Annotated in this window: 16 protein-coding genes; 8 read left to right on the top strand and 8 right to left on the bottom strand. The window is 61.1% G+C overall.

Going from position 1 to position 23710, the window contains the following annotated elements; all coding sequences use genetic code 11:
* Nucleotides 1-67: 67 nt before the first annotated feature.
* On the top strand, nt 68-1408 hold the full coding sequence (locus BLW03_RS18005; RefSeq protein ID WP_074655385.1) for an ABC transporter ATP-binding protein: 1341 nt from the start codon (nt 68-70) through the stop codon (nt 1406-1408).
* A complete protein-coding gene (locus BLW03_RS18000; RefSeq protein ID WP_074655384.1) occupies nt 1405-3192 on the top strand; it encodes an ABC transporter permease in 1788 nt (595 codons plus the stop codon). Before BLW03_RS18005 ends, BLW03_RS18000 begins: the two co-directional genes overlap by 4 nt.
* A 227-nt stretch (nt 3193-3419) precedes the next feature.
* On the opposite strand, the gene BLW03_RS17995 is transcribed toward BLW03_RS18000, so the two are convergent.
* Nucleotides 3420-3950, bottom strand: a complete 531-nt coding sequence (locus BLW03_RS17995; RefSeq protein ID WP_244502148.1) for an AI-2E family transporter — start codon at nt 3948-3950, stop codon at nt 3420-3422.
* A 97-nt stretch (nt 3951-4047) separates the two neighbouring features.
* Here BLW03_RS17995 and BLW03_RS17990 point away from each other — a divergent pair, with 97 nt between their 5' ends.
* Together BLW03_RS17990 and yihA are read left to right on the top strand one after the other, a co-directional pair.
* Nucleotides 4048-5430: an alpha-amylase domain-containing protein gene (locus tag BLW03_RS17990; protein WP_244502147.1), complete on the top strand. Its 1383-nt coding sequence runs from the start codon at nt 4048-4050 to the stop codon at nt 5428-5430.
* Nucleotides 5431-5577: 147 nt separating this feature from the next.
* Nucleotides 5578-6219: a ribosome biogenesis GTP-binding protein YihA/YsxC gene (gene yihA, locus BLW03_RS17985; protein ID WP_074655383.1), complete on the top strand. Its 642-nt coding sequence runs from the start codon at nt 5578-5580 to the stop codon at nt 6217-6219.
* On the opposite strand, the gene BLW03_RS17980 is transcribed toward yihA, so the two are convergent.
* The 4 genes from BLW03_RS17980 to BLW03_RS17965 all read right to left on the bottom strand — a co-directional run bounded on the left by BLW03_RS17980 (nt 6216) and on the right by BLW03_RS17965 (nt 10378).
* Nucleotides 6216-6908, bottom strand: coding sequence for a hypothetical protein (locus BLW03_RS17980; RefSeq protein WP_074655382.1), 693 nt, complete (start codon nt 6906-6908; stop codon nt 6216-6218). The genes yihA and BLW03_RS17980 overlap by 4 nt on opposite strands.
* 6 nt (nt 6909-6914) lie before the next feature.
* Entirely contained in the window at nt 6915-7361 is a 447-nt protein-coding gene (locus BLW03_RS17975; RefSeq protein ID WP_074655381.1) for a type II secretion system protein, read from the bottom strand.
* A 5-nt stretch (nt 7362-7366) separates the two neighbouring features.
* On the bottom strand, nt 7367-7816 hold the full coding sequence (locus BLW03_RS17970) for a type IV pilin protein (protein ID WP_074655380.1): 450 nt from the start codon (nt 7814-7816) through the stop codon (nt 7367-7369).
* Nucleotides 7817-7891: 75 nt separating this feature from the next.
* Nucleotides 7892-10378, bottom strand: coding sequence for a cohesin domain-containing protein (locus tag BLW03_RS17965; protein WP_348270849.1), 2487 nt, complete (start codon nt 10376-10378; stop codon nt 7892-7894).
* A gap of 180 nt (nt 10379-10558) precedes the next feature.
* Here BLW03_RS17965 and smpB point away from each other — a divergent pair, with 180 nt between their 5' ends.
* The 3 genes from smpB to BLW03_RS17950 all read left to right on the top strand — a co-directional run bounded on the left by smpB (nt 10559) and on the right by BLW03_RS17950 (nt 13095).
* Nucleotides 10559-11086, top strand: coding sequence for an SsrA-binding protein SmpB (smpB, locus tag BLW03_RS17960; protein WP_074655379.1), 528 nt, complete (start codon nt 10559-10561; stop codon nt 11084-11086).
* A gap of 75 nt (nt 11087-11161) precedes the next feature.
* The gene (locus tag BLW03_RS17955) at nt 11162-12703 is read left to right on the top strand and encodes a leucyl aminopeptidase (RefSeq protein WP_074655378.1); all 1542 of its coding nucleotides are present in this window, start codon (nt 11162-11164) and stop codon (nt 12701-12703) included.
* Nucleotides 12679-13095: a response regulator gene (locus BLW03_RS17950; protein WP_074655377.1), complete on the top strand. Its 417-nt coding sequence runs from the start codon at nt 12679-12681 to the stop codon at nt 13093-13095. The genes BLW03_RS17955 and BLW03_RS17950 overlap by 25 nt, the downstream gene beginning before the upstream one ends.
* A gap of 85 nt (nt 13096-13180) precedes the next feature.
* Here BLW03_RS17950 and BLW03_RS17945 read toward each other — a convergent pair whose 3' ends face one another.
* Both BLW03_RS17945 and BLW03_RS17940 read right to left on the bottom strand, forming a co-directional pair.
* Entirely contained in the window at nt 13181-15172 is a 1992-nt protein-coding gene (locus BLW03_RS17945) for an arginine--tRNA ligase (RefSeq protein WP_074655376.1), read from the bottom strand.
* A gap of 43 nt (nt 15173-15215) precedes the next feature.
* A complete protein-coding gene (locus BLW03_RS17940) occupies nt 15216-16283 on the bottom strand; it encodes a lysylphosphatidylglycerol synthase transmembrane domain-containing protein (protein WP_074655375.1) in 1068 nt (355 codons plus the stop codon).
* 200 nt (nt 16284-16483) lie between these two features.
* Here BLW03_RS17940 and BLW03_RS17935 point away from each other — a divergent pair, with 200 nt between their 5' ends.
* On the top strand, nt 16484-18037 hold the full coding sequence (locus tag BLW03_RS17935; protein WP_074655374.1) for a hypothetical protein: 1554 nt from the start codon (nt 16484-16486) through the stop codon (nt 18035-18037).
* A gap of 135 nt (nt 18038-18172) precedes the next feature.
* Here the strand turns inward: BLW03_RS17935 and BLW03_RS17930 are convergent, their stop codons facing one another.
* Nucleotides 18173-23647, bottom strand: a complete 5475-nt coding sequence (locus BLW03_RS17930; protein WP_170835078.1) for a cellulose biosynthesis protein BcsC — start codon at nt 23645-23647, stop codon at nt 18173-18175.
* Nucleotides 23648-23710: the final 63 nt, after the last annotated feature.

Genomic DNA, 23710 nt, shown 5'->3' with positions numbered 1-23710 from the left:
GGACCGTCCGCCCAACCTAAGCCCAGGGTTTTCTGATCAGCTTTCCGCCTCAACCAAGGGAGACGGCATGCAGCAGGCAATTATCCGCGCAGAGCGCGTTGAGAAGTACTACGCCCAGCCGAGCGAGAACCGCATCCAGGTCATCTCGCCAACGGACCTGGCCATTGTGCCGGGTGAAATTGTTGCCCTGCTGGGTCCTTCCGGATCCGGTAAATCGACACTGATGCGGATGTTGACGGGACTCTCCATCCCATCCGCCGGTCAGGTCTATTGGCATGAAAAGCCCATTGCCCAAGCCGACATCAATGTTGCCATCGTCTTTCAAAGCTTCGCTCTGTTCCCTTGGCTTACTGTCCTTGAGAATGTTGAAGCGCCGCTGCAGGCGCGCGGCATGGAGTCGGCCGAGCGCCGCAAGCGTGCCCTGAAGATGCTTGACACGGTCGGCCTTGACGGCTTCCAGCACGCCTACCCGAAGGAACTCTCAGGCGGCATGCGGCAACGTGTTGGCTTCGCACGTGCCCTTGTAGTTGAGCCGGAAGTACTCTTCATGGACGAGCCCTTCTCTGCCCTGGATGTGCTTACTGCGGAGAACCTGCGCTCAGAGCTGCTGGAACTGTGGCAGAAGAAGACCATGCCGACGCAGGCGATCTTTATCGTGACGCATAACATTGAAGAAGCCGTTCTGCTGGCTGATCGCATCATCGTGCTTGGCCGCAATCCGGGCCACGTGCGCACCGATTTCCGCGTGGCATTGCAGCATCCGCGTGATCGCAAGGCTGCCGCATTCACGCAGCTGGTGGACTACATCTACAAGGTATTGACCCAGCCCGAGGCGCAGCCCCCCGCGCTGCCGCGCACCGCCGACGGCAAACGCGTCCGGGATCAACGCCTGATGAGCTACCAAATGCTGCCGCACGCACGACCGGGCGGTATTGCAGGTCTGCTGGAGCTGATGGTCGATCATGGCGGCAAGGCGGATATCTATCGCCTTGCGGATGACCTTGCGTTTGAAGTCGACGATCTTCTGCCCATCGTGGATGCGTCCTCGCTGCTTGGCTTTCTACAGGTCACCGAGGGCGACGCCGACCTGACGCCCATCGGCGCCGAGTTCGCGAACGCCGAGATCCTCCGTCAGAAAGAGATCTTCCGGGAAGCCGCAGTGAAGAACGTTCTACTGCTGCGGCAGATCATGCGAGCGCTGGAAGCGAAGAGCGACGGCACCGTTCCGGAAGAGTTCTTTCACGACATGCTGGATGAACAGTTCAGCGAGGAAGAGACACTGCGTCAATTGGAGACGGCCATCAACTGGGGCCGGTACGCTGAGCTGTTCGACTTTGACGCACAGCGCCGACGCTTCACGCTGGCACAGAACCAGTCTGCGGAGTCCGCGACGGAAGTCGCCGGATGAAGAACCTGCCGGACAGCTTCGGCAGTTTACGCACGCGCCGCGAACTGGGCATCCCGCAAACACTCGCGCGGTCACAGGCGGTACAGCGCAGCTGGCCTTTCTTTCTCGATCTCGTCGTGGCATGCATCGGCCTTGCCATCTTCTACGGCGTCGTGCAGATCGCGCGTTTGTGGCTGGGCCAGCCACAGCCGAACGTCGTGCTCAGCCTGTCGCCGCACGCGCTGCCTCGCTACGCCTTCTACTCCATCGTCCGCATGGGGCTGGCGTACATCCTGAGCCTGATTTTCGCAGTCGGTTACGGGTATATTGCCGCGTACAGCCGTCGACTGGAAGCGCTCATGATCGCCGCGCTGGACATCCTCCAATCCATCCCGGTATTGAGCTTCCTGCCCGGCGTCATGCTGGCGATGGTCGCGCTCTTTCGTACTCGGCAGTTGGGACTGGAGCTGGGCTGCATCATCCTGATCTTCACCGGCCAGGTGTGGAACATGGCCTTCTCGTTCTACTCCTCGCTGAAGAGCCTGCCACGCGAGTTAACGGAAGCATCCGCCATCTATGGCTTCAGCCGGTGGCAGCGCCTGCTGCAGCTTGAGCTGCCGTACGCCGCAATCGGTCTGATCTGGAACAGCATGGTCTCCGTTGCCGGTGGCTGGTTCTTCCTGATGGCATGCGAAATGTTCGTGCTCGGCTCACGCGACTTCCGTCTTCCCGGCCTGGGCAGCTATCTGCAGACCGCAGCAAGCGAGGGCAATACCACCGCGATCCTGTGGGGCCTGCTGACGATGATCCTGATCATCGTAGCCACTGACCAGTTGCTGTGGCGGCCAGTGATCGCGTGGAGCGACCGCTTCAAGTTCGAGCAGGTTGAGAGTTCGCGTCGCGTCCGTTCGCCTCTTCTGTCCATGCTGCAGCAATCCAATTTTGTGCGGCGGCTTGGACACCTGACGCTGGAGCCACTGACAGAGCGGCTCTACCGCCGAGAGGCGAAACGTCGTTCAACGCATCCGCAGTACGACGAGGCAGGCAGGCGAGCACCCTCCACCGTAGTACGCACAGTTGCCATTGCCGCCATCTTTGTGATGGTTGGATACGCGGCTATTCGAGCGTTGCACCTGCTGCGTGGAATCGATCAGCATGAGGTGCTGCAGATCTTTGGCGGCGCCGGCATGACCCTGATGCGGGTTGTCATCGCCCTGCTGCTGGCTACGCTTTGGACGGTGCCGGCTGGTGTGGCCATCGGCTTTCACCCGCGACTGGCGCGCATCGCGCAGCCTCTGGCGCAGATTGCGGCAAGTGTCCCGGCGACCGCGCTCTTCCCTGTCCTGCTGCTCTTGCTGTTGAAGAGCGGCGCCGGCATGGGCACAGGTGCTGTCCTGCTGATGCTGCTGGGCACGCAGTGGTACATCCTCTTCAATGTTATTGCGGGCGCCATGGCGATCCCGAACGACCTGAAGGAAGTGGCGCGCCTCTTCCATTTCGGCACCGTGCAGCGCTGGCGCACCGTTATCCTGCCGGGCATCTTCCCCTACCTTCTGACAGGGTTGATTACGGCCAGCGGCGGTGCTTGGAATGCCAGCATCATCGCCGAATACTTCCGCCTGAAGAGCAACACGCTGACCACCTTCGGCCTCGGCGAACAGATCAGCGCAGCCACGGATGCCGGACGTTTCGCAGTGTTGCTGCTGGCCACAATTGTGATGGCGCTGATGGTAGTGACGATTAACCGGCTGGTGTGGCGCCCGCTCTTCCGCATTGCGGAGAGCAAGTACAAGCTGGGCGCTTAGAAGGGATCCGCGTGATGGTTGTCACCCCGTGCGGGCCTTTCTGAGTTCTTGTCATCCTGAGCGGAACGTGGGCAGCGTGGTGAAGTCGAAGGACCCGCACTCCGATGGCAGTCAAAAAATGTAAGCGGAGGACGAAGCGCCCTCAGTTTATATTTCGCGTGAAGTCAACTGAATGCTGGTCCTTCGACGCCGCTTCGCTCCGCTCAGGACGACAAGGCCTTCAAGGTTCAGCGCTTCCTGCGAAACGCGAAGATCACCGCCAGCACTGGCGGCGCGATTAATGCACCCCATGGCGGCAGCAGGATACCACCGACGATCGGGCCAAGCATGGCAGCCCACCACGGCACCAGCGCCGTCCGTTTCAGCAGCATGGGCTGCACGATGAGTCCGTCAACGATGGCAATGAAGGCGTAGAGGCCGAGAGTCCACCATAGCTTGTCGAAGTCCGAATCGGTAGATGCCAGCGCCGCCGCGACGGCAGGGCCACAGACGCTGATCGCCATGCCGATGCCCGGCACGAACTGGCAAACGGCGCCTACGATGGCCCACAGTGGCGCCCACGGCACATGGATAAAGTAGAGCCCCACAAACCACATCGCGCCGACGCACAGTGCATCGAGCGTTGTGGCGCGCCACCAACCCATCAGAGCGCCACCTGCCGTGCGCAGGTGATCGCCGCTGCGTGACGAAACTGGCGTTGCTGCCATGGAAATCCGCGCGTCGTTTGTGCGTTCGGGCGTCGTACGCTCGCCATTCATTGGATAACTCCCGCCGCGCCGCAGAAACATACAACGCGCACTTGTTGGATGCATCAGACCGAAACGATACACAGCAAAACACGGTAAAGGTGCTGCGATGCAGTGCGACCCAGCTGTGCAGACCGGAGTAACAACGAACATGGCAGTGATGATGCAGGGCTTTTACTGGGATTGTGCCAAGGATGAAGACAAGCTGGGCGAGTGGTGGAACTATGTCGCGGGTGAAATTCCCAAGCTTGGCAAGCAGGGTGTCGGATTCGATTCCATCTGGCTTCCCCCGATCAGCAAGGGCGCTGACAAGGGAACTATGGGCTATGACCCCTATGACTATTTCGACCTGGGCGACTTCGAGCAGAAGGGTCAATTAAAGACCAGCTTCGGCAATCGCGCTGAGTTGGAAAAGCTGATCGGCATCATTCACGAGAATGGCATGGGCGCCATCGCGGACATGGTCATTAATCACAACAGCGGCGCCGATGCGGAAGAAGAGAACCCTCTTGACGGCGAGAAGCGCTGGACTAAGTTCACGCCCGCCAGCGGAAAATTTGCTCGTAACTGGGACTGCTTTCACCCGTCGCGTTACGAGAAGGTCATGATGGAAGGCGAGCAGTTCGCCGGCTTCCCCCATCTCTGCCATCGCAACCCCAAGGTCTACGGCGCAATGTATGACTATGCCCGCATGATTATTGAGGATCTCGACTTCGACGGATTCCGTTTTGATTTCGTAAAGGGCTTTGGCGCGTGGATGATTGGCCTGCTGGCCAAGTACGAATATCAGAAGAAAAACAATCCTAATTTCTCCCCGTTTGTCGTGGGCGAGTACTGGAGCGGACCGGAAGACATTGGCGACTGGCTGGATTCGGTAAGTAAACTAACCGATTCGCAGATCGCAGCATTTGATTTTCCGCTGCGCTACAAGCTGAAGGATGTCTGCGACACGCCGAATTACGATCTGCGGAACCTGACCGACGGTAACTCCGTCTCTGCAGCGCGGCCCTTCAATGCGGTGACGTTTACCGAAAACCACGACATGGGTGGTAACGAAGTCGTGAATGACAAGATGCTCGGATACTCGTTCATCCTGACGCAGGACGGTTACCCCTGCGTCTTCTGGAAGGACTATTACAACTTCGGCCTGGCGCGACCAGGTACTCCCAACGGTATCGATGCGCTGGTAAAGGCGCACCATGAGCACGCCGGTGGCGAAAGCTGCATCCTGCACGCCGATCCGGATCTCTACATCTCGCAGCGCGGCGGCAACGAGGGACAGAGCGGCCTGATCTATGTCCTGAACAACCTTGGCAACCAGTGGAGCGGCACCACCGTGACCACCAAGTGGCCTAATACCCGCTTTGTCCCCGTCGCATGGGATGGTAAGGACGAGGCACACCCCGACGAACGCGGCACAGACGCCGAGGGCAAGGGTGAGTTCCCTGCTCCGCCCCGCGGCTACTGCGTCTATGCGCCGGTGTTTGAATAACCAATAGCGCAATTCGTAATTGTGAGGCCCGCGGCAAATCCTGCTGTGGGCCTCTTCTTTTGCCAGGTGCTCGTATCTGCTCGCACCTACGCACGCGGAGACGCAAGGCCTTCGAACAGACCGGCAAGGGGCAGATACACTGGACCTATGCGTCTTCGCGCCCAATTTCTGCTGTCGGCCTTCGCGCCCGAGCACTTCCCTTCCACGGTCAAGACCGGCGGTGTCCCCGAGATCGCCTTCCTTGGTCGATCCAACGTCGGCAAATCGAGCCTGATCAATGCGCTGCTGGGCGAAGGTCAGGCACGCGTCTCATCCACGCCGGGCCGTACACGTTCCATCAACTTTTTCGCAATGCATGAGGTGCTCAACTCCGGCACCATGCGCCCCATGCCGGCACTGATCCTTGCCGATCTGCCGGGTTATGGCTATGCGAAGATCTCAAAGTCCATCTCGTCCGAATGGTCGAGCTTCGTGGATCCTTACCTTGCGGACCGGGAGACTCTTGCGTTGAGCTGCTGCCTGGTGGATACCAACATCCCGCCGCAGGAGAGCGACGCACAGATGATCAGGTACATGCAGCTGCATCGTCAGCCGTTCGTGGTCGTCGGCACCAAGAGCGACAAGCTCTCGAACAACACACTTGCCAACTCCCTTGCAACGTTAAAGCGTGAGCACGGTGTGGGAGAGATCATTGCCGTCGCTGCGAAAGAAGGCAAGAACGGCCGCGGCATGAAGGAACTCTGGGCCCGCATCGAAGCCGCCCGCGTCGGCACCCCGGACGAGGACTAGTGAACTCGGTGGCCCGTTCTTCGCACCCAATACGGGCGGCTGAGGGCTCGCGGGAAGAGGGTCGGCGCGGCGCGCAGCCATTGCTGCCGAATCGCGGACATCGGTGCATCGCCTGCTGCGAGAGCGAGTAAGGATGCGTCCTTCGCACGGCGTTCGATCTGCGTGCTCGAAACGTCCTCTGCGAGCTCCCAATCGCGTTCCACTTCCCTCACCCGTTCCGCAAGGTCGACTTCGCCAGCTTCAGCCAGGCCATCTCCAACGAGTCGCTCAGCACCCCAGTGCTTCAACGTGGAGATCGATAGCTCTTCGGATCCCGAGAGTTTTCGCGTAGCCGCGACCGCATGCGGCAGCACACCTCGTTCGACCGACTCAGTGAGCCACTGTTCCACCGAACCACCCAGTGCAACCGTGATCGCACGCCCTTGGCGCACCTCATTCTTCAGCGCGCGCAGAGCTTCGTCGAGTGTCGTAACGGTGAAGGTAGCGCAGCCTTCGCGGGATGCCTCGCGCAGGCGGGCCGGTTCGTCTTCGAGGAAAAGAGTGGCGGCGCCTGCAGCCAGCGCTGCCAGCGCGAGCGCTCGGCCTGTGTCGTTGAGACCGATGCAAAGCAACAGCGCGCCAGCCCAGGCTGGCCGGTGCAGACGCAGTGCAGTGAAGAGTCGAAGCGTCTCAGCCTGAGAAGCAGCCAAGACGGCCTACCAGGTGGTGTACAGCGAGCCGTCCGTGGACAACTGCTGCGCACCGCTATGCACGTCATTAATGCCGGTGGCCGTCTCATCGACGTTCTGGTATTGGTCGGAGCGATCGCCCGTCCATGTGTCCGTACGGTGCGTCATGGGGTCCATGGGCATCGTCTTCAGATAGCCCGAGGTCACCAGTTCGTCCAGCGACTGCGGCGCCTTCTGCTTGTCCACGGTGTAACTGTCGATGGCCTGCCGCATGACATGCAGATCTTCGCGAAGCACAGCCTCGCGCGCTACCTTCAGGTGATGTGTGAATGCCGGAATTGCCATGGCAGCAAGTACGCCGATGATCATCATCACGACGATCAGTTCCAGCATCGTAAAGCCGCTCTCATTGCCGGAAAACGGGGTCGCAGGCCTCTGCGTGAGCGTGCGCCGGGATGTATTGTTGGTCGTCATCGCCCCTACCATTCCGAGTACTTCGTGCCATCCAGCGCGGTGCCCTGGCTTTTGGAATGAACGTCAAAGACGTTTTGACCACCCCAACTCGTACTGTCTGCATCATCCTGCATGGCACGCAGCTGCCACTCTGTGCTGTTGGTCATGGGGTCACGCGGGATGCGGCGGAGGAAGCGCACTTTCTTCTCCTGCACATCCACGCCGTCCACAAGCGAGCTCAGGTCCGGCGGGTAGTTAAAGCTGTCCACCTTGGTCTGAAAGGCGCCGCGTTCTGCCGCGTCCTTGTAACGGTCGATGGCGCCGCGCATCTCCCAAAGTGCGGCACGCAATTCGCGCTCCTTAGCCCGCTTCACCTGCCAGCGTGTGACGGGCACTGCCGCTGTCGCAAGGATGGCGATGATGCTCACCACTACGACCAGCTCAACGAGGGTGACACCAGACTGGGTGCTTTCCATTCGCGAAGCTGAGGTGGGCACCCGATTCTGTGCTGCTGCGCGGAATCTCAGCCAAAGGAACATGAAGTGACCCTCTTAGCGGATGTGCACGGTAGCGGCGCCGCCAACGGCAGGCATATTCGTTTGCTTGCTGTCCTTCGCGCCCACCTTCACCAGCGACACCTGCGAGTCACCCGTAGCAGTCGCCTTGAACGTGAGCACGCAGACGGAGCCCTGGCCATCGACGCCACGCACTGCAGGTGGACGCGAAATGGAGATGGTCACCATACCGTTGCCCTCATCACGATGGACAATTGCAACCGACTGGCCGTCACGACCGAGGAACTCACCGGAGTCTACGTTGACCAGCGACAGCAGTGCCGGGTTGAACTGCACCTGCAGCGGCACGGAGTACATGTCCTTGGCTCCGCTGGCGGTCACCGCCATCTGGAAGGTGGCGCCCACGGCCTGCGTGGCTTGTGGCGGCGTAATGCTGAAGTTGACCGGCGCACCGGCAGCCGGGATGGCCTGCGCGGCGGCCGCGGCAGCATTGTTTGGCGAACCACTGGCCGCAAGAGCCTGCATGGCTCGCTGCGATGCCGGCGAGTTCTCATTCCCCACTTGACCGATCATCGCGGATGCAGCCTGCGCAGCAGAGAGCTGAGAACTCCCAGGAGCAGCGACATTGCCGAGGCCGCGCTGCTGCTGGAAAGCGCCGGTTGAGGTACTGGCGGAAGTATCGGTTGCCAGTACTTCGGACATCGCGTCGTGGCGCAGCTCAATGCTCTGCCCCGTGCCCGTATCGATGGCGCGGGTGTTCATGCGGGTCACCAGCGGCTCGCGCACGATGTGCGGAATCAACAGGAAGACGACCTCATCCTGCGTTCGATCACGGCTGTTGGAAGAGAACAACCGCTTGAGTCCGGGAATGCTCGCAAGACCAGGCGTGCCGGAGATGGAGTCCGACTCTGACCGTGTCAGGATGCCGGCCAGGATGCTCGGCTCGCCTTCCTTCAGCTGGATGGTCTGCTCTACCTTGCGCTGCGCAATGATGGGTTCCGTAACGCCCGAGATGGTGACATTGCCGTTCTGGCTTGAGATCTCAAGCACCATCTTCAACGTGATCTCGCGGTCCTGGTGCACTGTTGGCGTCATGTCGATGTTCACACCGACGTCAAGGTATTGGAACTGCGTATTGACCAACGACGAGACAACCGACGTTGAGGCGCCGGACGAGTACGATCCGGTCGCCACCGGGATACGCTGGCCGATCTTTAGCTGGGCGCGCTGGCCGTCGGTCGCGCGAATGCGCGGATTCTGCAACACGCGTGTGTCGTTATCCGTCAGCAGCGCATTGACCGTGGCGGTTCCCAATGACACGGCAAAGTTCGCGCCAGTAAGGTGCGCGAGCGTGTTCAGCGTGGGAGACGTCGTGGTGCTGGTCGTGCTGGTGGTTGTGGTGCTGGTCGAAGACGATGTGGTGGAGTTCGCGACCTGCGGCGTGATGGAGAAACTCTGCGGCAGGGTCACACCCAGGTTGCGCGCACGGTCACGATTCACTTCCAGCACGGCGACGTCGACTACGACTTCACTGTGGGGACGATCCAGATTATTCAGAAGCTCCTGCGTCAGCATCAGTTGGTCCGGCGTCGCGCGCATCACGATGGCGTTCTGGCTGGGCACAAGAAAGATCTTGACGTTCTGATCGAGCACGTTACGGAGCGCCGTCAGCAGTTCGTTCTGGTCGGCCTGTGTGGCTGCGTTGGACAGATAAAACGTCTGCACTGCAACGGACGCCAGATCGTTGCGCTTGGTCTGCGTGTTCTGCGCAACAAAGATAGTGTTCGCCGTCACCGGCTTGTAAAAGGTACCTGCCTGCGTGCCCAGAATACGCAATGCGTCCGAAAGCGAAACATTATTCAGATCGAGCGCGATCCGGCGCGAAGTATAGTCCGGATCGAAGATCACGTTCAGGCCGGCTTCCTTGCCGATCGCCTGGTACAGGACCTTGGTGTCTTCCACCATGTGCAGCGTCAGAGGATTGCTGGAAACAGGCTTGAGCTTCAGCGGTTCGGAGATGGAAGCCAGTTCCGGGGCAGGGCCGGCAGGAACCGGCAGGTCGAGGCTGCTGGTCGGCGCATCCGACAGCTGCCGCTCCGTGACGGTGATCTCCTGCTGCGCGGACTGGTTGCCGCCGTCGATGGCCAAAGCGCGTTCGAACTCGGTCAGCGCGCCGCGCATGTCGCCACTCTGCCGCAGAACCCGACCGCGATCGACGTGGGCAGCAGCCGCGGAAAAGCGGGCCCGTTCAAAATGTGTCTTGTAGCGAAGGTCGGCCGGCTTAAGCAGGTGGGCCTGGCGATAGGCCTCGAACGCCGCATCCCAGTCTTCCCGAACTTCAGCATCGGCACCGCGCTTGGACCAGGCGTTAGCGGACTGTGTATGGCCCGCAGGGACGCTCACAGCCGCCAGTGACAGCACAAGGATTGCGGTTACGCCCGAGCGGAGAAGGCCGCGAGGCAAACCATGGCAAAGGCTGCGTCCGTGCCCCTGGATCTCGCCGCCGTTTCCCATTTTTTGCATCTTCAACTTCCGCGTCCGCCTTCCAGGTGATCCCTGCTTCCCATTGGACGGGCGTGAGCGCAAAGCGCTCACAACAAACCCGGGGGAGGCTCGATACTGCCTGTTTTCGTGTGTCGAGTGTACCATCGCGGGCGCAACAGACGGTGCGTCCGCAAGGCCCGTGCTAGCATCTGAAATCTTATGGCACACAGTCCCACGGCGACGCAGCAGAACCCTTCAAAGAAGCCGAAGGAGCGCGACGCCGTTGCAGTCGGCACCCGCGACGCCGCGTACAACCGGCAGGCCGGGCATAACTACTTCCTGACCGATCGTTGGGAGTGCGGCGTTGCGCTGCGCGGCACAGAGGTCAAAAGCATCCGGGAAGGCAAGGCAAATCTGCGCGATGCCTACGGCCTGGTCAAGGACGGCGAGGCGTTCCTTCTCAATGCGCACATCGGCGCCTTCTCCCATGGCAACACCATGAATCATGAGGAGACACGGACACGGAAGTTGCTGCTGCATAAGGAAGAGTTGCGGCGGTTGTCCGTCAAGACGAAGGAGAAGGGCTACACGCTCATCCCCACGCGGCTGTACTTCAAGAACGGTCGCGTGAAGTGCGAGCTGGCATTGGCCAAGGGTAAGCAGGACTGGGACAAGCGCGAAACCGAACGCAAGCACGAGGCGGACAAGGAAGCCAAGTCTGCCATTGCGCGCAGTCAGCGCCGCTAGCCAAATTTCTGACAACCCATAGGGCCTGCGACCCCGCTATTCCGGCCCTCGGATCGGCATACACTTGGAAGCTGTATGAGTACACAGCTTCTTTTCGCGGATGCAGATTCGTTTGTCACGCCCCTGCTCACCGTCTTTGCAGTTGATATTGCCTCGGGTACAGACGCCAACCCGCTTCCGACTCTGCTGACCACCTCGGACGTCTTGAGCGACGCAGCCAGCACGGTGCTCGCATCCGGCGAGTTCAAAGCCGCCCGGGGAGAGACATTGCTGCTGCACCGTCCGGAAGGCCTCAAGGCTGATCGCCTGCTGATCGTTGGCCTGGGTAACGTGAAGAAACTTTCACCCGACGAGTTGCGAATAGGCTCCGGCACTGCGGTTCGTTTCGCGAAATCAAAATCAATCCGCAGCGTCGCCATTCTCTTCCCGGAAGACCGCGCGCTCTCCGATGAGCACCTGGAGAGCCTGGACTGTATGCCGTCGGCGCGTTCGCTGGTTGAGGGCGCGCTCCTGGCCGACTTTGACCCCGACACCTACCGCAGCGACCGCAAGGATCGCAGCATGGAAGGCATCACAATCCTTGCTCCGGCGCAACAGAAGGTGACGCAGGACGAGATCCGCGAAGGCCACACCGAAGGCATGATTTTCGCTGCGGCGCAGAACTTCACGCGATCGCTGGTCAACGAACCTGGCAACGTACTGACGCCGACCGAGCTCGGGAAGCGCACAGCCACGATGTGCCGGGCAGCCGGCCTATCCTGTGAGGTCCACAGCACTGCCAAACTTAAAGAACTCGGCATGGGCGCATTCCTCGGTGTTGCCCAAGGTTCGGCGGAGCCGCCGGCACTCATCGTGATGCGGTACACACCTGCGCAGCCAGCGCCCGGCGGCAAGATCGCCGCACTAGTCGGCAAGGGCATCACGTTCGACACAGGCGGCATCTCCATCAAACCGGCTGACGGCATGGACAAGATGAAGTACGACATGGCCGGCGCCGGAGCCATGATCGGCGCCATGCAGGCCATCGCAGCCCTCAAGCCGAGGATTGAAGTCATCAGCGTAATTTGCTCGGCTGAGAACATGCCAAGCGGCACGGCGTACAAGCCTGGCGACGTTCTGACCGCAATGTCCGGCAAGACCATCGAAATCATGAACACCGATGCCGAGGGCAGGCTAGTGTTGGCCGACGGTCTGCACTACGCCAAGACGCTTGGCGCGACTCATCTGATCGACGCCGCTACGCTCACGGGCGCCGTGGTGGTTGCGCTGGGCAAGCTGAACTCGGGACTCTTCTCGAACGATGAGGAGACATGCGCTCACTTTCACCAGGCCGCACGTACCGCCGGGGAACACTTCTGGCGAATGCCCTGCACGGATGACTATCGCGAACTCATCAAGAGCAGTATTGCGGACATCATGAACACCGGCAGGGATCGCTGGGGCGGAAGCATCACTGCAGCCATGTTCCTGAAAGAGTTCGTGGGAGAGACCCCGTGGGTTCACCTCGACATCGCCGGCCAGGCGTGGATCGACGAGCATCACACCGAAATTGCGAAAGGCCCGAGCGGCGTCGCCGTGCGTTCCATCGTGGAATGGGTAAGAGCGCTGGCTGCATGACGCTCTCCGACTCCACCATCCTCGTCGTCGATGATGAGCCCGTCCTGCGGCTGACCTTCTCCCTTGTGTTGCAGCAAACGGGCGCGACCGTGCACGTCGCGGAACACGGCCTGGACGCCCTCCTGGTGCTGGAGCGAGAGCGCATCGACGTGATCCTGAGCGATAAGCAGATGCCCCATATGGACGGCCTGACACTGATCCAGACCCTGCGTGAGCGAGGTATCACCGCTCCCGTGGTCTTTTTCGTGAACGGCGTTGCATCGGAGAATCCCGCGGAGATGGAACGCCTCGGCGTCACAGAGATGATCACCAAACCGCTGCACCCCGCCGAACTGGTGAAAGTGCTGACCCGGGTGGTCGCAAACATCCCCTCAGACACACAAGCTGCATAACGCGTTACTTGTCAGATCTTCCGTGCGCTTCTCGCCGTATCCCGGACCCTGGCTTGATGAACTTCGCAACAGAAGCTTGCACCCCCTACATGGAAACCGGAACGGCAATTCCCAACCAACCCAACACGCGCTCTAACTCACGGTAGGCCACGGCCGCGGTAGCCAGCAGCAGCTTCTTCCGCGACTCATCGGTCTCGTTCAGCACATGATTTCGGTGGTAGAAGTTGTTGAACTCCTGCGCAAGTTGGAAGGCATAGCGAGCAACTATGGCAGGCTCTGCTGCTGCAATCGCCTGTTCGATGACGGTTGTTACACGCGATGCGATCAACCACATCGCCCACAGACTGTCGCCCACATCGCCGGTGAAGTAAGGTGCCAGGTCGATGCCCTGCAGACCAGCAAGTGCATCGTCATGCGACACGCCGGACTTGCGCAGAATATTCGCGGCACGCACCGCCGAGTACTGCACATACGGACCAGTCTCGCCTTCGAACGACAGTGCCTCGCGGAAGTCAAAAGCAATAAGCGTATTGCGCGTGAACTTCAGCATGAAGTAACGCAGAGCACCGATCGCGATCTTCTCCGCGGCGTCCCGCCGCAGCTCTTCCGCGTCTTCAGGATGCCGTGCATCGACCTCAGCCCGGGCGGCCGCGATCAGGCGATCCAACAGGTCGTCGGCCTTTACGCCGAAGCCCTTACGTCCACTGACTTCGATGTAGGGCCGCTGCTTGTCTTCATCGGATAGGACGTAGCCCAGTTCTTCGGCGCAACGAGGCGTCAGCGCAACGAAGGCGTAGTTCACATGCGTGTAGTGCTCCGCTGCGTCGATGTAGCCCATCGCGCGAAGCGACTCTACAACGTTTGCCTGCGGGTCATTTTGCCGGGAGTCGATGACGTTGTAGATGGCCGTCGCCTGGCCGAAGTGCGGATGCTTCTCTTCGCCATCCATCGTGCTGATCCAGCAGGGGTGCGTCTCGTATTCGCGGAAGACCTTGTAGCCAAAATCCCGGCCCGGGAGCAGGCCGAACTTCCAAAGGTGATAGGCGATGTCCTTCCCGACATACGTCACCGTTCCGTTGGATCGAACAATGACCTTCGCATCCTCGTCAGTCGCGCCCGCTTCCATGGTGTCGGCATTTGGACGCCGCATGACCCAGCACCCCTTGTTCTTACCCGCAGTCTCTTCGTACAACACACCGCGCTCAATCATCAGTGCGCGTGCAGCATCCCAGAAGTGGCCGTGCAGAATCTCACTTTCGCGCGGCAGGAAATCGTACTCGATGCCGAGCCGCTCCATCGTCTCAAGGTGGCGCTCGAGCACCGCCGTGGCAACAAGATCGGCAACGCGAGAGACTTCGTTGTGCCCTACTTCAAGCTCATGCAGCGTGTCGAGGCGAAGCTTCTTGCGCGCTTCCTTCTGTGCCGGATCGCTGTCATACCACTGCGACACGCGGGCATACAGATCCCACATGTAGTAATCGACCCGCTCGCCGCGCGCGATCAGGCCGCCGATAAGTTCATCGACCTGCTCCGGCGTCTTGCCTTCCAGATGCAGCAGCGCAACCACCACATCGGCAACCTGCACGCCGGTGTTATCGATGTAGTTCTGCACCACGACGGGATAGCCGGACTTGTACTCGTCCTTCTTCAACAGGCGTGCGAAGGTGTCGCCAAGGATAGCGTTGCGGAGATGGCCCACGTGTGCGGCCTTGTTCGGATTGATGCTCGTGTGCTCAATGAGCCGCAGACCCTTGCCGCCGATATCCGCGTGTTCCCCGTTCGCGATACGCTTCGCCGCTGCCGCACGGTCAAGCTTGATGTTGAGGTAGCCGGCGCCCGCGACTTCGATGGCTGCTACACCGTCCATGCCACTGAGTTCCGCAGCAAGCTCTGCCGCGATCATCTTCGGAGCCTTGCGCAGCCGCTTCGCCAGTTCAAACGCAACGGGCGTCGCAATCTCGCCAAGCGCAATGGTCGGCGGCTGCTCCGTCGCGATGTTCGCGCCGGTGATGTCGTACTTATCCTTCAACACCTGCTCGATCTTGCTGAGCAGCGCCTGCTTCTGTGTGCGGTACATAGGAATCTCGCGATGTTTCGGAACTTAGTGCGTTCTGTGAATCTTAATGAGTTTCGGGAATTTCCAGTTCGACAGGAACGGCAGCTAACTCCTGCGCCAGCGGCTTGCTCATCGCACCGCGCGATGCGCGATGCACCAGGAAGCCGATACCACCAACCGCCGTAATGGCAAACCAGATCAGTACGTGAACCAGCACCGCATACAGCGCCGCATCGTCTGCCATGGCGCCCTGCGACTGCATGGCAAGCTTAGCCGATCCTTCGAAAGGACCGATGCCGCCGGGCGCGCTCGGCAACATGAAGGACAGGTTGCTGAGCGATGCTGCGAGCCATGGCCCCCGTACGCCGGAGGCGATGCCGACCATCTTCGCAGCGGAGACGAAGACAACACCCTCGCAGCACCACACGGCCGCAGTGATGACGACCAACAAGACGCGTCCCGCGAAAGTCAGGTGAGCCACCGCGCCAAATAGCAGCCGTGCCCACTCCCCGATCTTTTCCGTGCGGGGATGCTGACCGAACCGCGTAATCAATCGGTTCGTAAGCCGTTGCAGCAGATTCGTTCCGAACAGCAGTGCTCCAAGGCCAAGGGCAGCAAGGATCAACAGGACGATCGCCAGGTGTTGCACGCCCAGGCTGTGCCCGTGGATCATCTGTCGCGGAAAGCGCGAATCCGCCCCCTGCAACTCAATCACAAAGAAAGTGAAGAGCATAAAGATGTCGAGCAGACGCTCCAGAAGTACGGTGCTGAGAACCGTGGACGAGGGTGCGTTCACATCTGGCGCGTAGGCAAAGATCCGCATGAAGTCGCCAATGCGGAAGGGCAGAATGTTGTTAGCAGCCAGGCTGGTTAGCAGCACGCGAACGCAGGCGACATAGGAGGCCTTGACCGGACGCAGCATGTACCACCAGCGATAGCCGCGCAGGCCGTAGTCGCAGGCAATGAAAACAAGGAAGACCATGATCCAAACGGGATGCGACAACCGCATCGCACGCAGCCGGTCGACCTTTAGATCACGAAGCACGCGCCAAAGGAAGTACGCGGAGATGGCAAACCCGGGGATGAGTTTCCAGTACTTCCGTACGTTGCTGCTTTTCTCTTCTTGACTCAAGCGGCGTTCCTTCCGGCTGCGTTCCCAAGGGCCGCAGGCGGGCCGGAGTGTTTGGGGGACATCCCTATGATTATACGGAGCAAGAGCCTGCCGGACCGCCATTGCGACCCAGCAACACAACTCAACGGCCCGTGGCACGTCTGTACCTGTACGTTGGCTTATAGTGTTCGAGGCCGGTTGAAGCAAACCCAAGAGAGTCCATGGCAACCATCACACTTCTATCCGAGGTGAACCGACAAAAGCGGGGCCGTGCCACGAAGGACATTCCCTCTGCGCGGCCACAGGTAGCGTGGATCCTCCTGTGCTGGGCGCTCGCGTTTGCGCTGCTCGGCTACCATCCGTTCGCGGAAGATGGCGGCATCTATGCGACCGGCGTCACCCTGCGGCTGCATCCGGAATTATTCCCCACAGAACGCAATCTTCCACATTCCTTCGCCATCGCGCACACTTCGCAGAGCCTGTTCGTTCCAGCTCTGGCAGGCCTGATCCGCGTGCTGAATCTGCCGCAGGACTGGGCAATGCTGCTGATATTTGCTGTATCACTCCTCGCGACATTGCTTGCGGCCGGGTCGTTAGCGCGCGTACTCTTCCCTTCTGTACGGTCGCAGCGATGGGCGGTGCTGCTGTTAGCGGTGGCCCTTGGTCTGCCCGTCGCAGGCACCTCTCTGTATCTTGCCGATCCCTACCTGACGGCGCGCTCGTTATGGACACCCCTGGTGCTCTACGGGTTGTCTCTGCTGCTCCGCTCCAGGCGCTGGTCCGCACTGCTATGCCTTGCGGTCGCCGCACCACTGCATCCGCTGATGACGGTATGGGCTGCGCTGCTGTTTGCTGCGGTCATCGCGCGCCGGTCGGCTCGCCCTGCGTTGGGAATAGTGGGACTGGCTGCGTTTGCGCTGATGGCGATGGCCGCCGTGCAGGTTCTCGCACCGGCTGATCCCACAGCCGTTCGCGCGGCATCGCTCAGCCGTGGCTACTGGTTCCTTGCCCGTTGGGAGTGGTACGAGTTGGTAGGCCTGATTGCCGCTCCGGTATTGCTGGTCTACTTCGCGCGCCCAAGCGCCATGCACAGTCCAAATGCATCATCCTCAAGAGACTTGGCGTTTGCCACTGCGGCAGTCGCGGGCATCGCTGCCGCTGGTTCCATACTGCTCATCCATCCGGGTAATACGAGCCTGCTGTTGGCGCGTATGCAGCCGCTGCGTCTGCTGCACCCGGTCTACCTCGTCTTCGTGATCCTTGCCGGAGGCTTGCTCGGCGACCTGTCACGGCGCTTGCGCTGGATGCCGGCGATCGCCTGCCTGGTCACGGCTGCGGGCCTGTTATTCATGCAGCGCGGCATCTATGGGCATTCTGGCCAATGGGAGATGCCGGGCGCCGTTCCCAGGAACGCGTACGAGCGGGCATTCCTGTGGGTCCGCTCCAACACGCCGGTCGACGCAGTCTTCGCCGCAGATGCTGACTATACCGACACGCCCAGCGAAGACGCGCAGATGTTCCGCGCCGTAGCCCGACGCACTGTGCTGCCGGACCAGGCGAAGGATGGCGGTGTCGCATCAGTCGTTCCCGCGCTCGCTGAGGCTTGGCAGCGTGGAAGTTCTCTTCAAACCGGCTTCGCGACAGCCAGCGATGCAGAACGCCTTAGCCGCGTGAGAGCACTCGGCGCTACGTGGATGCTGTTGCCCGCAACCGCTTCCACCAGGTTCGCATGCCCATTCCAGAACGAGGCCGCGAAGGTCTGCCGCCTGCCCTGAGAGAGCTACCCCACCACCCGCTCTTGAGACGTGGGTTCCGTATCGATAACTTCCAGCAGAACAAATGCTTGGACCGGCAAGCAAACAACAAAGGCATGGCGCAAGCCATGCCTTCGTCAGATTACGAGATAAGCGTTACGGAACCCGCAGAGGGCGCAATCCCTCGATGGGGAAGAGACCCGTCGGGTAATCCTCCGTGGCATACTGCGGCCGGAAGACGTACCGTGCAAAGAAGCTGGGCTGCACCATGGTGTAGTTGTTTGTGTTGTTTGCAGCAAGTGCGCCGCCGACAAACCAGTGCTCCGCGACGCGATAGCTGAACTGACCACCGATGTTGAAGTTGGCGCCAGTGCTTGTATTCCGTGCGACTTCGGCCGTCGTGCAGGTATGCTGCGCGATCTGTGTCAGCGTGCAGCCGGAGTAAGCACCGGCCTGCTGCACGGCATCCAGCGGGAACAGCTTCGCGTAGTCTTCTTCAAACGTCTGCACGCCAAGCGCGCCAGCGATCGTGTAATGGAAGTTCTTCTTGTAATACCCGTTGAATGTGACCGGGACGGACCCCAGGAAGTACACCTTCGGGCTGAAGTAGCCGCCATTGCCATAGCTCAGCGGACGCTCGTTATTGGTGTAATGCATGCCGAAGAAGCTGCCACCCACCGTCATCGAGCCATAGCCCGGGAACTGCTTCACGCGGAAGTAAGCACCCATGGTGCCTTCGATCTTCTTGTTGTCCAGCACATGGTAGCCAGTAACGGTGCCGCCATCGCCAGAGATGTAGAAGCCTGACTTTTCGTCTCCCAGGTCAAACCGCGCGCCGCCCCCGGTGGAGATCACGCCGCCCCATATGTTGCCCGCGAACACGGGCGTCACCGATCCGGGGTCACGCATGCCGGCATACGAGAGCTGAGTGTCCTTCACCGAATCGCGCTCACCGAAGAGCGTGAGGTGGTTGAAGAAACGAACTCGAGCACGTCCGATGATGTTGCTGACAAGGAAGTCATACGGCGTGTAGCCAACGGAGATCCCAAAGTTGGTGCCCACTGCCTGCAGCTCTCCGCCTACGCCCGAGGAAAATTGCGGAGCAGGAGCCGTGATCGCAGTAATCGGCAGCGTGCCCAGTACGGGTACCGCAGTCGTCGTCGGGTCGACACCCGTCAAATCCAGCGTTCCGCTGTTCAGGAAGACGGCCTTCGGCACTACAGAGAAGCGGACGCGCTTGCCTGTGACCACGGTGGCTTCGAACGGGACTTCGTAATCAAACAGCCGTTCCACACCGGCGCGACCGCTGCGGAAGCGCACCGTGCCGCTGCCGCCCATCCAGGCACTGTAGCTTGCTTCCAGCGTCTCAAGGTCCAGCTCGGTCTGCTGACGCTCCGTCAGCGGCGGACCGGCGACTGCACCGTTAGGGTCGTAGTTGCCGCGCAGCGGAGGAAGGTTTCGCGCAATCAACTGTTCGTCGGTCGGGATCGGGCCAGTCCCATTGTAGGGCGGCAGGTCGGGATACGGCTGGTTCGTCAGGCCCGTGGGCGCTGCCGGATAGAAGATGGGAGCGCCAGCCGGACCGACCGCCGTCACTGCCGTTGCGGAGCGCTGTCGTACAGCGCGGCGCGGTGTGGCATGGGTGATCAGGCCGCCCGTCGGCCGCGGGTACTGCTGACCATAGGTCTCGCCGGTGCCTGGGACACCCTGCGGATAGCCCCCCGGTCGGACGGTCGTGGTCTGTGTGCTGCCGATGCCATTGGGCGTGCTGTAACTCTGCGTCTGGCTGTTGTAGGTCTGCGCTTGCGACGTATACGTCGTGCCACCGTTCGTGGGCTCAGTCGATGGAATGCTCGACGGTCGCGATACCTGGCGCTGGCCACTCCCGACATACTGCGAATTTTGCGCAACGCCGTTGTCGAGGTCGTCCGGAGGATTGCTCTGCCCCATCATGCCGCGCGGGTCAGACTGCCGCCGGCGCGCCGCAGCAGCTTCAGCTGCCGCGATCTCCGGATGGACGGAGGTTCCGGACCTGGGAGCGACGCGCGTGTTGCGAGCGTTCTTCATGGTCGTCGCGTTCACGTCACTGGGCGAGTACGTGATCATCGGTCGCGCATTGGCCTGACTTGGCGGCACATATGGGACGTACGGTCCGTAAACTTCGCCGTTGAACTGTCCCGTCTGCGCACCGTCGCGACGCGGACCTGTTGCCAGGAAGCTTGCATCATCGGCGATCTGCGCTTGTTGCACACTGCGGCGCACCTGTTCCTGCTGATAGGTCAGGTAGGAGTCCTGCTGCTGGTCCGCAGCCATATCCGCCGGCAGATCGCGCTCGCTTGAGAGCGCCGAGGAGGTCCGCGGCAACGGCAGCGAATCGCTGGCAGTCAATGTCCGGTCAAGTCCCTGGTTTGTCACCTGGGGCGGCGCATAGTTCTGCGAGATGCCGGGATAGATCATGTAGCCGCCAGCGGGCGTTGTGGACGGATCGACAGGCTTATAGTCGCGCAGACGCTGGGTGGTGGGCGTCGTCCGGACCGTAGAGTTCGGATTCGCCATATATTCCGGAACGGCCGGTGCGCTGGATGTGGGCAGAGCGTACTCACCTTGGCCCGCTACACCCGGCTGCGGCGATCCGGCCCCAATCTGAACCGGTGCCTGCCCATAAGCGTTTGTCATGCTGGGCAGATACGGACGTGCTGGAGCCTGCGTCATCCGCGTGCCATCGGCGTTCCGATCTTCCTGTCCGGGCGCGAGCAGCGAGGCCAGATCCTGTGCGGAGGTCGGGCTTGGCAATGCGCGCGGATTCAGCGCAACGGGCTGGTTCAGAATGTATGCGAGTTCTGAACCTGGGTCGGCCGGCGGCATCGCTGCGAGTGACGCTTTGTAATAGTCGGCGGCGCGCCCACTGTCGCCGCGCGCCTGCTCAAACTTTGCAGCCAAGCCAAGCATCTGCCCGTCGCGGGGGTACTGATTCAGGCCGTAGCGCAGCCACGACTCGGCATTCTTGAGATCATTCGCGGCCAGTGCTGCCCCAACCGCGCCCTTGTAGTCCGCAGCCGAACCCGTGGTCATGTCCTGTGACTTGAAGATCGCGACTGCCTGCTTCGGCAGGCCTGCACGAAGATACCCGCTTGCCAAAGCCTTCACCACGCCGGGGTTATCCGGAAAAGCCTTGGCCGTCGCATTCAGAATGGCAAGCGCACGTTTGTCATTGCCGGCTGCCGCAGCCTGGTTTGAACGACGCACTGCCCATAGCGCCCAGATCGTCTGCACCGTGCGGCGTTGTTCATCACTCAGATCGGTGCGGCTACCCAGCACCAGCAACTGGCGATACAGGCCGGTATCATTCTGGCCGTTGAAGAGCAGGTACGCGTTCTGGATGTCGATATCGGCCGGCGGCGTCGCGTGCTGTGCAATGTAGCGTTGCTGCACGCGGTTCAGGAAGACCATCGCCTGCTGAGGCTGGCCCAGGCCGTTGTAGATGTTCCCTACCGTCTGCAGGTAGTCAACATCGGCCTCGAGCGTCTTGCGAGTGGCTGGCGGAATCTGCTGGATCTGCGCAAGTGCATCGCGATCACGATTGGCGACGTGCAGCGCTCCGAGCAGGCCTTTCCAGGCGTCCACACGGTCGGGGTTCTCACTCAGAATGCGCTGGTAGATAGGAAACGCATGGGCTGCATCGTTGCGCTGCAGGTAAAGGCCAGCGAGCTGCAACTGGAGAGGCACCGGTACCTTCTGGCCGGTCGTGTTCTCCCGCGCGATCGCGCGCTCCAGAAGTCCCTGTGCGATATCGTTCTTGTTCTGTGACGCGTAGATTGCAGCCGCGGAGCCAAGGAAGCCAGGTTCGCGCAGTGCCTGCTCGTAGACTTCGGGCGGCATGCTTTCCAGTGCCTGGATCGCGCCCGTGTCGTTGTGCATGACGTGCTGGGCGTTCACCAGCCCCTCCCAGGCCAACGCATTCATTGGATCCGTGGAGAGTACCTGCCGATAAAGGCCAGCCGCCTGATCCAGATGATTGGCCTGCAACAACAGGCTCGCATACTGCAATTGCGTGTCGGACTTCACACCCTGGGCGCCCGTCGGGAACGGCAGATCCAGCGCGGATCGCAGGACGCGCTGCGCATCCGCGTCGCGGCCAGCGGCGCTGTACGCAGATGCAAGCGTCCGGAGGAAGTCCGGATCGCGCATGAGTTGTGTCCGAATGTTCGCGGGCAACCTTCGCTCCGTCTCGAGCGCGCGCTGGGCGTTCCCTGTCTGGAACTCTGCCATGAAGAGGCCGCGCCAGCCTTCAATCGCCGCAGGCTTCAGCTTGACGTACTCAGCATAGTAAGGTGCTGCAGCTTCGGCCTGTTGTGCTTTCGCCAGCGTGCCGCCCAAACCAAGCAGCGCTTCCGTCCCGTTCGGGCGCATGCCCAGGGCCAGGCGGTATTCCTGCTCGGCGGTTGTCAGGTCGTTCTCGTTGAGGGCCGTGCCGCCCTCCTGAATCAGGTAAAAGTAGCGTGCCGTGGCAAGGTTGCTTTCGAGTCCCTTGTCCGTCGCGCCGTCCTGTTTCGCCTGCTCCAGAAAGCTGATGGCGCCGCCGAAGTTCTGCTGATTCATCCGCACGTAACCCATGCCAGCCAGTGCGCGCGGATCGTTCGGATCCTTTGCCAGCAGCGACTTGAAGCGCTCTTCCGCCTCCGTGAAGCGCTTCGCGTTCAGTGCAACATACGCCGCGTTTTCTTCCGCGTTGTGCTGGCGATTTGCCACCGTTGTGGCGGCGTCTTCCGTCGCACCCGCACCGTAACCTGCTGCGGCAGCCTTGCGGGCGGCAGCGGCGCTGGCGCGCTGGTTTGCTTCTGTATTGCGGAGCGCTTCCTGCAACTGCGGATCGCTGTGCTTCTGAAGGTAGTTACGAATGTCGCCGGCCGTCGCCGGATTTTGCGCGTCCCATACCAGCGATTGCTTCAAGGCGTCGGTGGCCTGCGGATCGCTGGGATGCCGCTCCAGCAGGCGGCGGCCCTCCGCACGCGTCTTCGGGTTGTAAGTCAGAATGCGGCCAAGCGCGATCTGATAACGCGAATCCTGTGGGTACTTGTCCACCATGGAACGCAGCCCTGCGATCGCGTGCGGACGCCCTTCTTCTGTCGCTGCTTCCGTCTGGTAGTAAGCGAGAGCCCACTCGCCCTGCGGCGGATTGGTTCCAAACACCTGCCGATAGATTTTCATGGCCTCGGCATAGTTGCCGGCCGCGGCCAGTTTGCCTGCCTGCTGCAGTTGCGAGAGCTGTGCGCCCTGCCCCATCACGCTCTCAGCGCGCGCGATGCCGGGATCGTTCGGATTGATGGACTTCAGCCGCTGCAGATAGGTATTGGCAAGCGCCTGGTTGTTCGCCATTTTGGCAGAACGGGCGAGACCACCCAGTGCATCGGTGTTGTTTGGGTCTGCGAGCAGGACCTGCTGCCAGGTCTGGGCTGCCATGTCCATGCGGCCGCGGGATTCAAGCGAACGCGCCTTTTCAAGCAGCGCCTGTGTGGCCACATTGGTATTAGTCGATGGCGCCTGCGCCTGCCCAGCCACCACGCCGCCACCACTGAGCAGGAACGCACTCAGCAGCCATAGCGTCTTCCGGGATGGGTTCCTGCCTGCCATCGTCATTGCCTTTGCACCGATGCTCTGCCGGCGCGTCCCGAATACTTACCCGGGTATAGGGTC

Origin of the sequence: Terriglobus roseus, assembly GCF_900105625.1 — a bacterium.
In the GTDB taxonomy this organism is placed as follows: Bacteria; Acidobacteriota; Terriglobia; order Terriglobales; family Acidobacteriaceae; genus Terriglobus; species Terriglobus roseus_B.
The sequence above is the reverse complement of the archived record's forward strand: the minus strand, read 5'-3'. Positions and strand labels throughout refer to the sequence as shown.

What these genes read in the sequence shown, in the direction of transcription:
- BLW03_RS18005 (WP_074655385.1), top strand. Translation starts at nt 68, where the DNA reads ATGCAGCAGGCAATTATCCGCGCAGAGCGCGTTGAGAAGTACTACGCC.
- BLW03_RS18000 (WP_074655384.1), top strand. Translation starts at nt 1,405, where the DNA reads ATGAAGAACCTGCCGGACAGCTTCGGCAGTTTACGCACGCGCCGCGAA.
- BLW03_RS17995 (WP_244502148.1), bottom strand. Translation starts at nt 3,950, where the DNA reads ATGAATGGCGAGCGTACGACGCCCGAACGCACAAACGACGCGCGGATT.
- BLW03_RS17990 (WP_244502147.1), top strand. Translation starts at nt 4,048, where the DNA reads ATGCAGTGCGACCCAGCTGTGCAGACCGGAGTAACAACGAACATGGCA.
- yihA (WP_074655383.1), top strand. Translation starts at nt 5,578, where the DNA reads ATGCGTCTTCGCGCCCAATTTCTGCTGTCGGCCTTCGCGCCCGAGCAC.
- BLW03_RS17975 (WP_074655381.1), bottom strand. Translation starts at nt 7,361, where the DNA reads ATGACGACCAACAATACATCCCGGCGCACGCTCACGCAGAGGCCTGCG.
- BLW03_RS17970 (WP_074655380.1), bottom strand. Translation starts at nt 7,816, where the DNA reads ATGGAAAGCACCCAGTCTGGTGTCACCCTCGTTGAGCTGGTCGTAGTG.
- BLW03_RS17965 (WP_348270849.1), bottom strand. Translation starts at nt 10,378, where the DNA reads ATGCAAAAAATGGGAAACGGCGGCGAGATCCAGGGGCACGGACGCAGC.
- smpB (WP_074655379.1), top strand. Translation starts at nt 10,559, where the DNA reads ATGGCACACAGTCCCACGGCGACGCAGCAGAACCCTTCAAAGAAGCCG.
- BLW03_RS17955 (WP_074655378.1), top strand. Translation starts at nt 11,162, where the DNA reads ATGAGTACACAGCTTCTTTTCGCGGATGCAGATTCGTTTGTCACGCCC.
- BLW03_RS17950 (WP_074655377.1), top strand. Translation starts at nt 12,679, where the DNA reads ATGGGTAAGAGCGCTGGCTGCATGACGCTCTCCGACTCCACCATCCTC.
- BLW03_RS17945 (WP_074655376.1), bottom strand. Translation starts at nt 15,172, where the DNA reads ATGTACCGCACACAGAAGCAGGCGCTGCTCAGCAAGATCGAGCAGGTG.
- BLW03_RS17935 (WP_074655374.1), top strand. Translation starts at nt 16,484, where the DNA reads ATGGCAACCATCACACTTCTATCCGAGGTGAACCGACAAAAGCGGGGC.
- BLW03_RS17930 (WP_170835078.1), bottom strand. Translation starts at nt 23,647, where the DNA reads ATGGCAGGCAGGAACCCATCCCGGAAGACGCTATGGCTGCTGAGTGCG.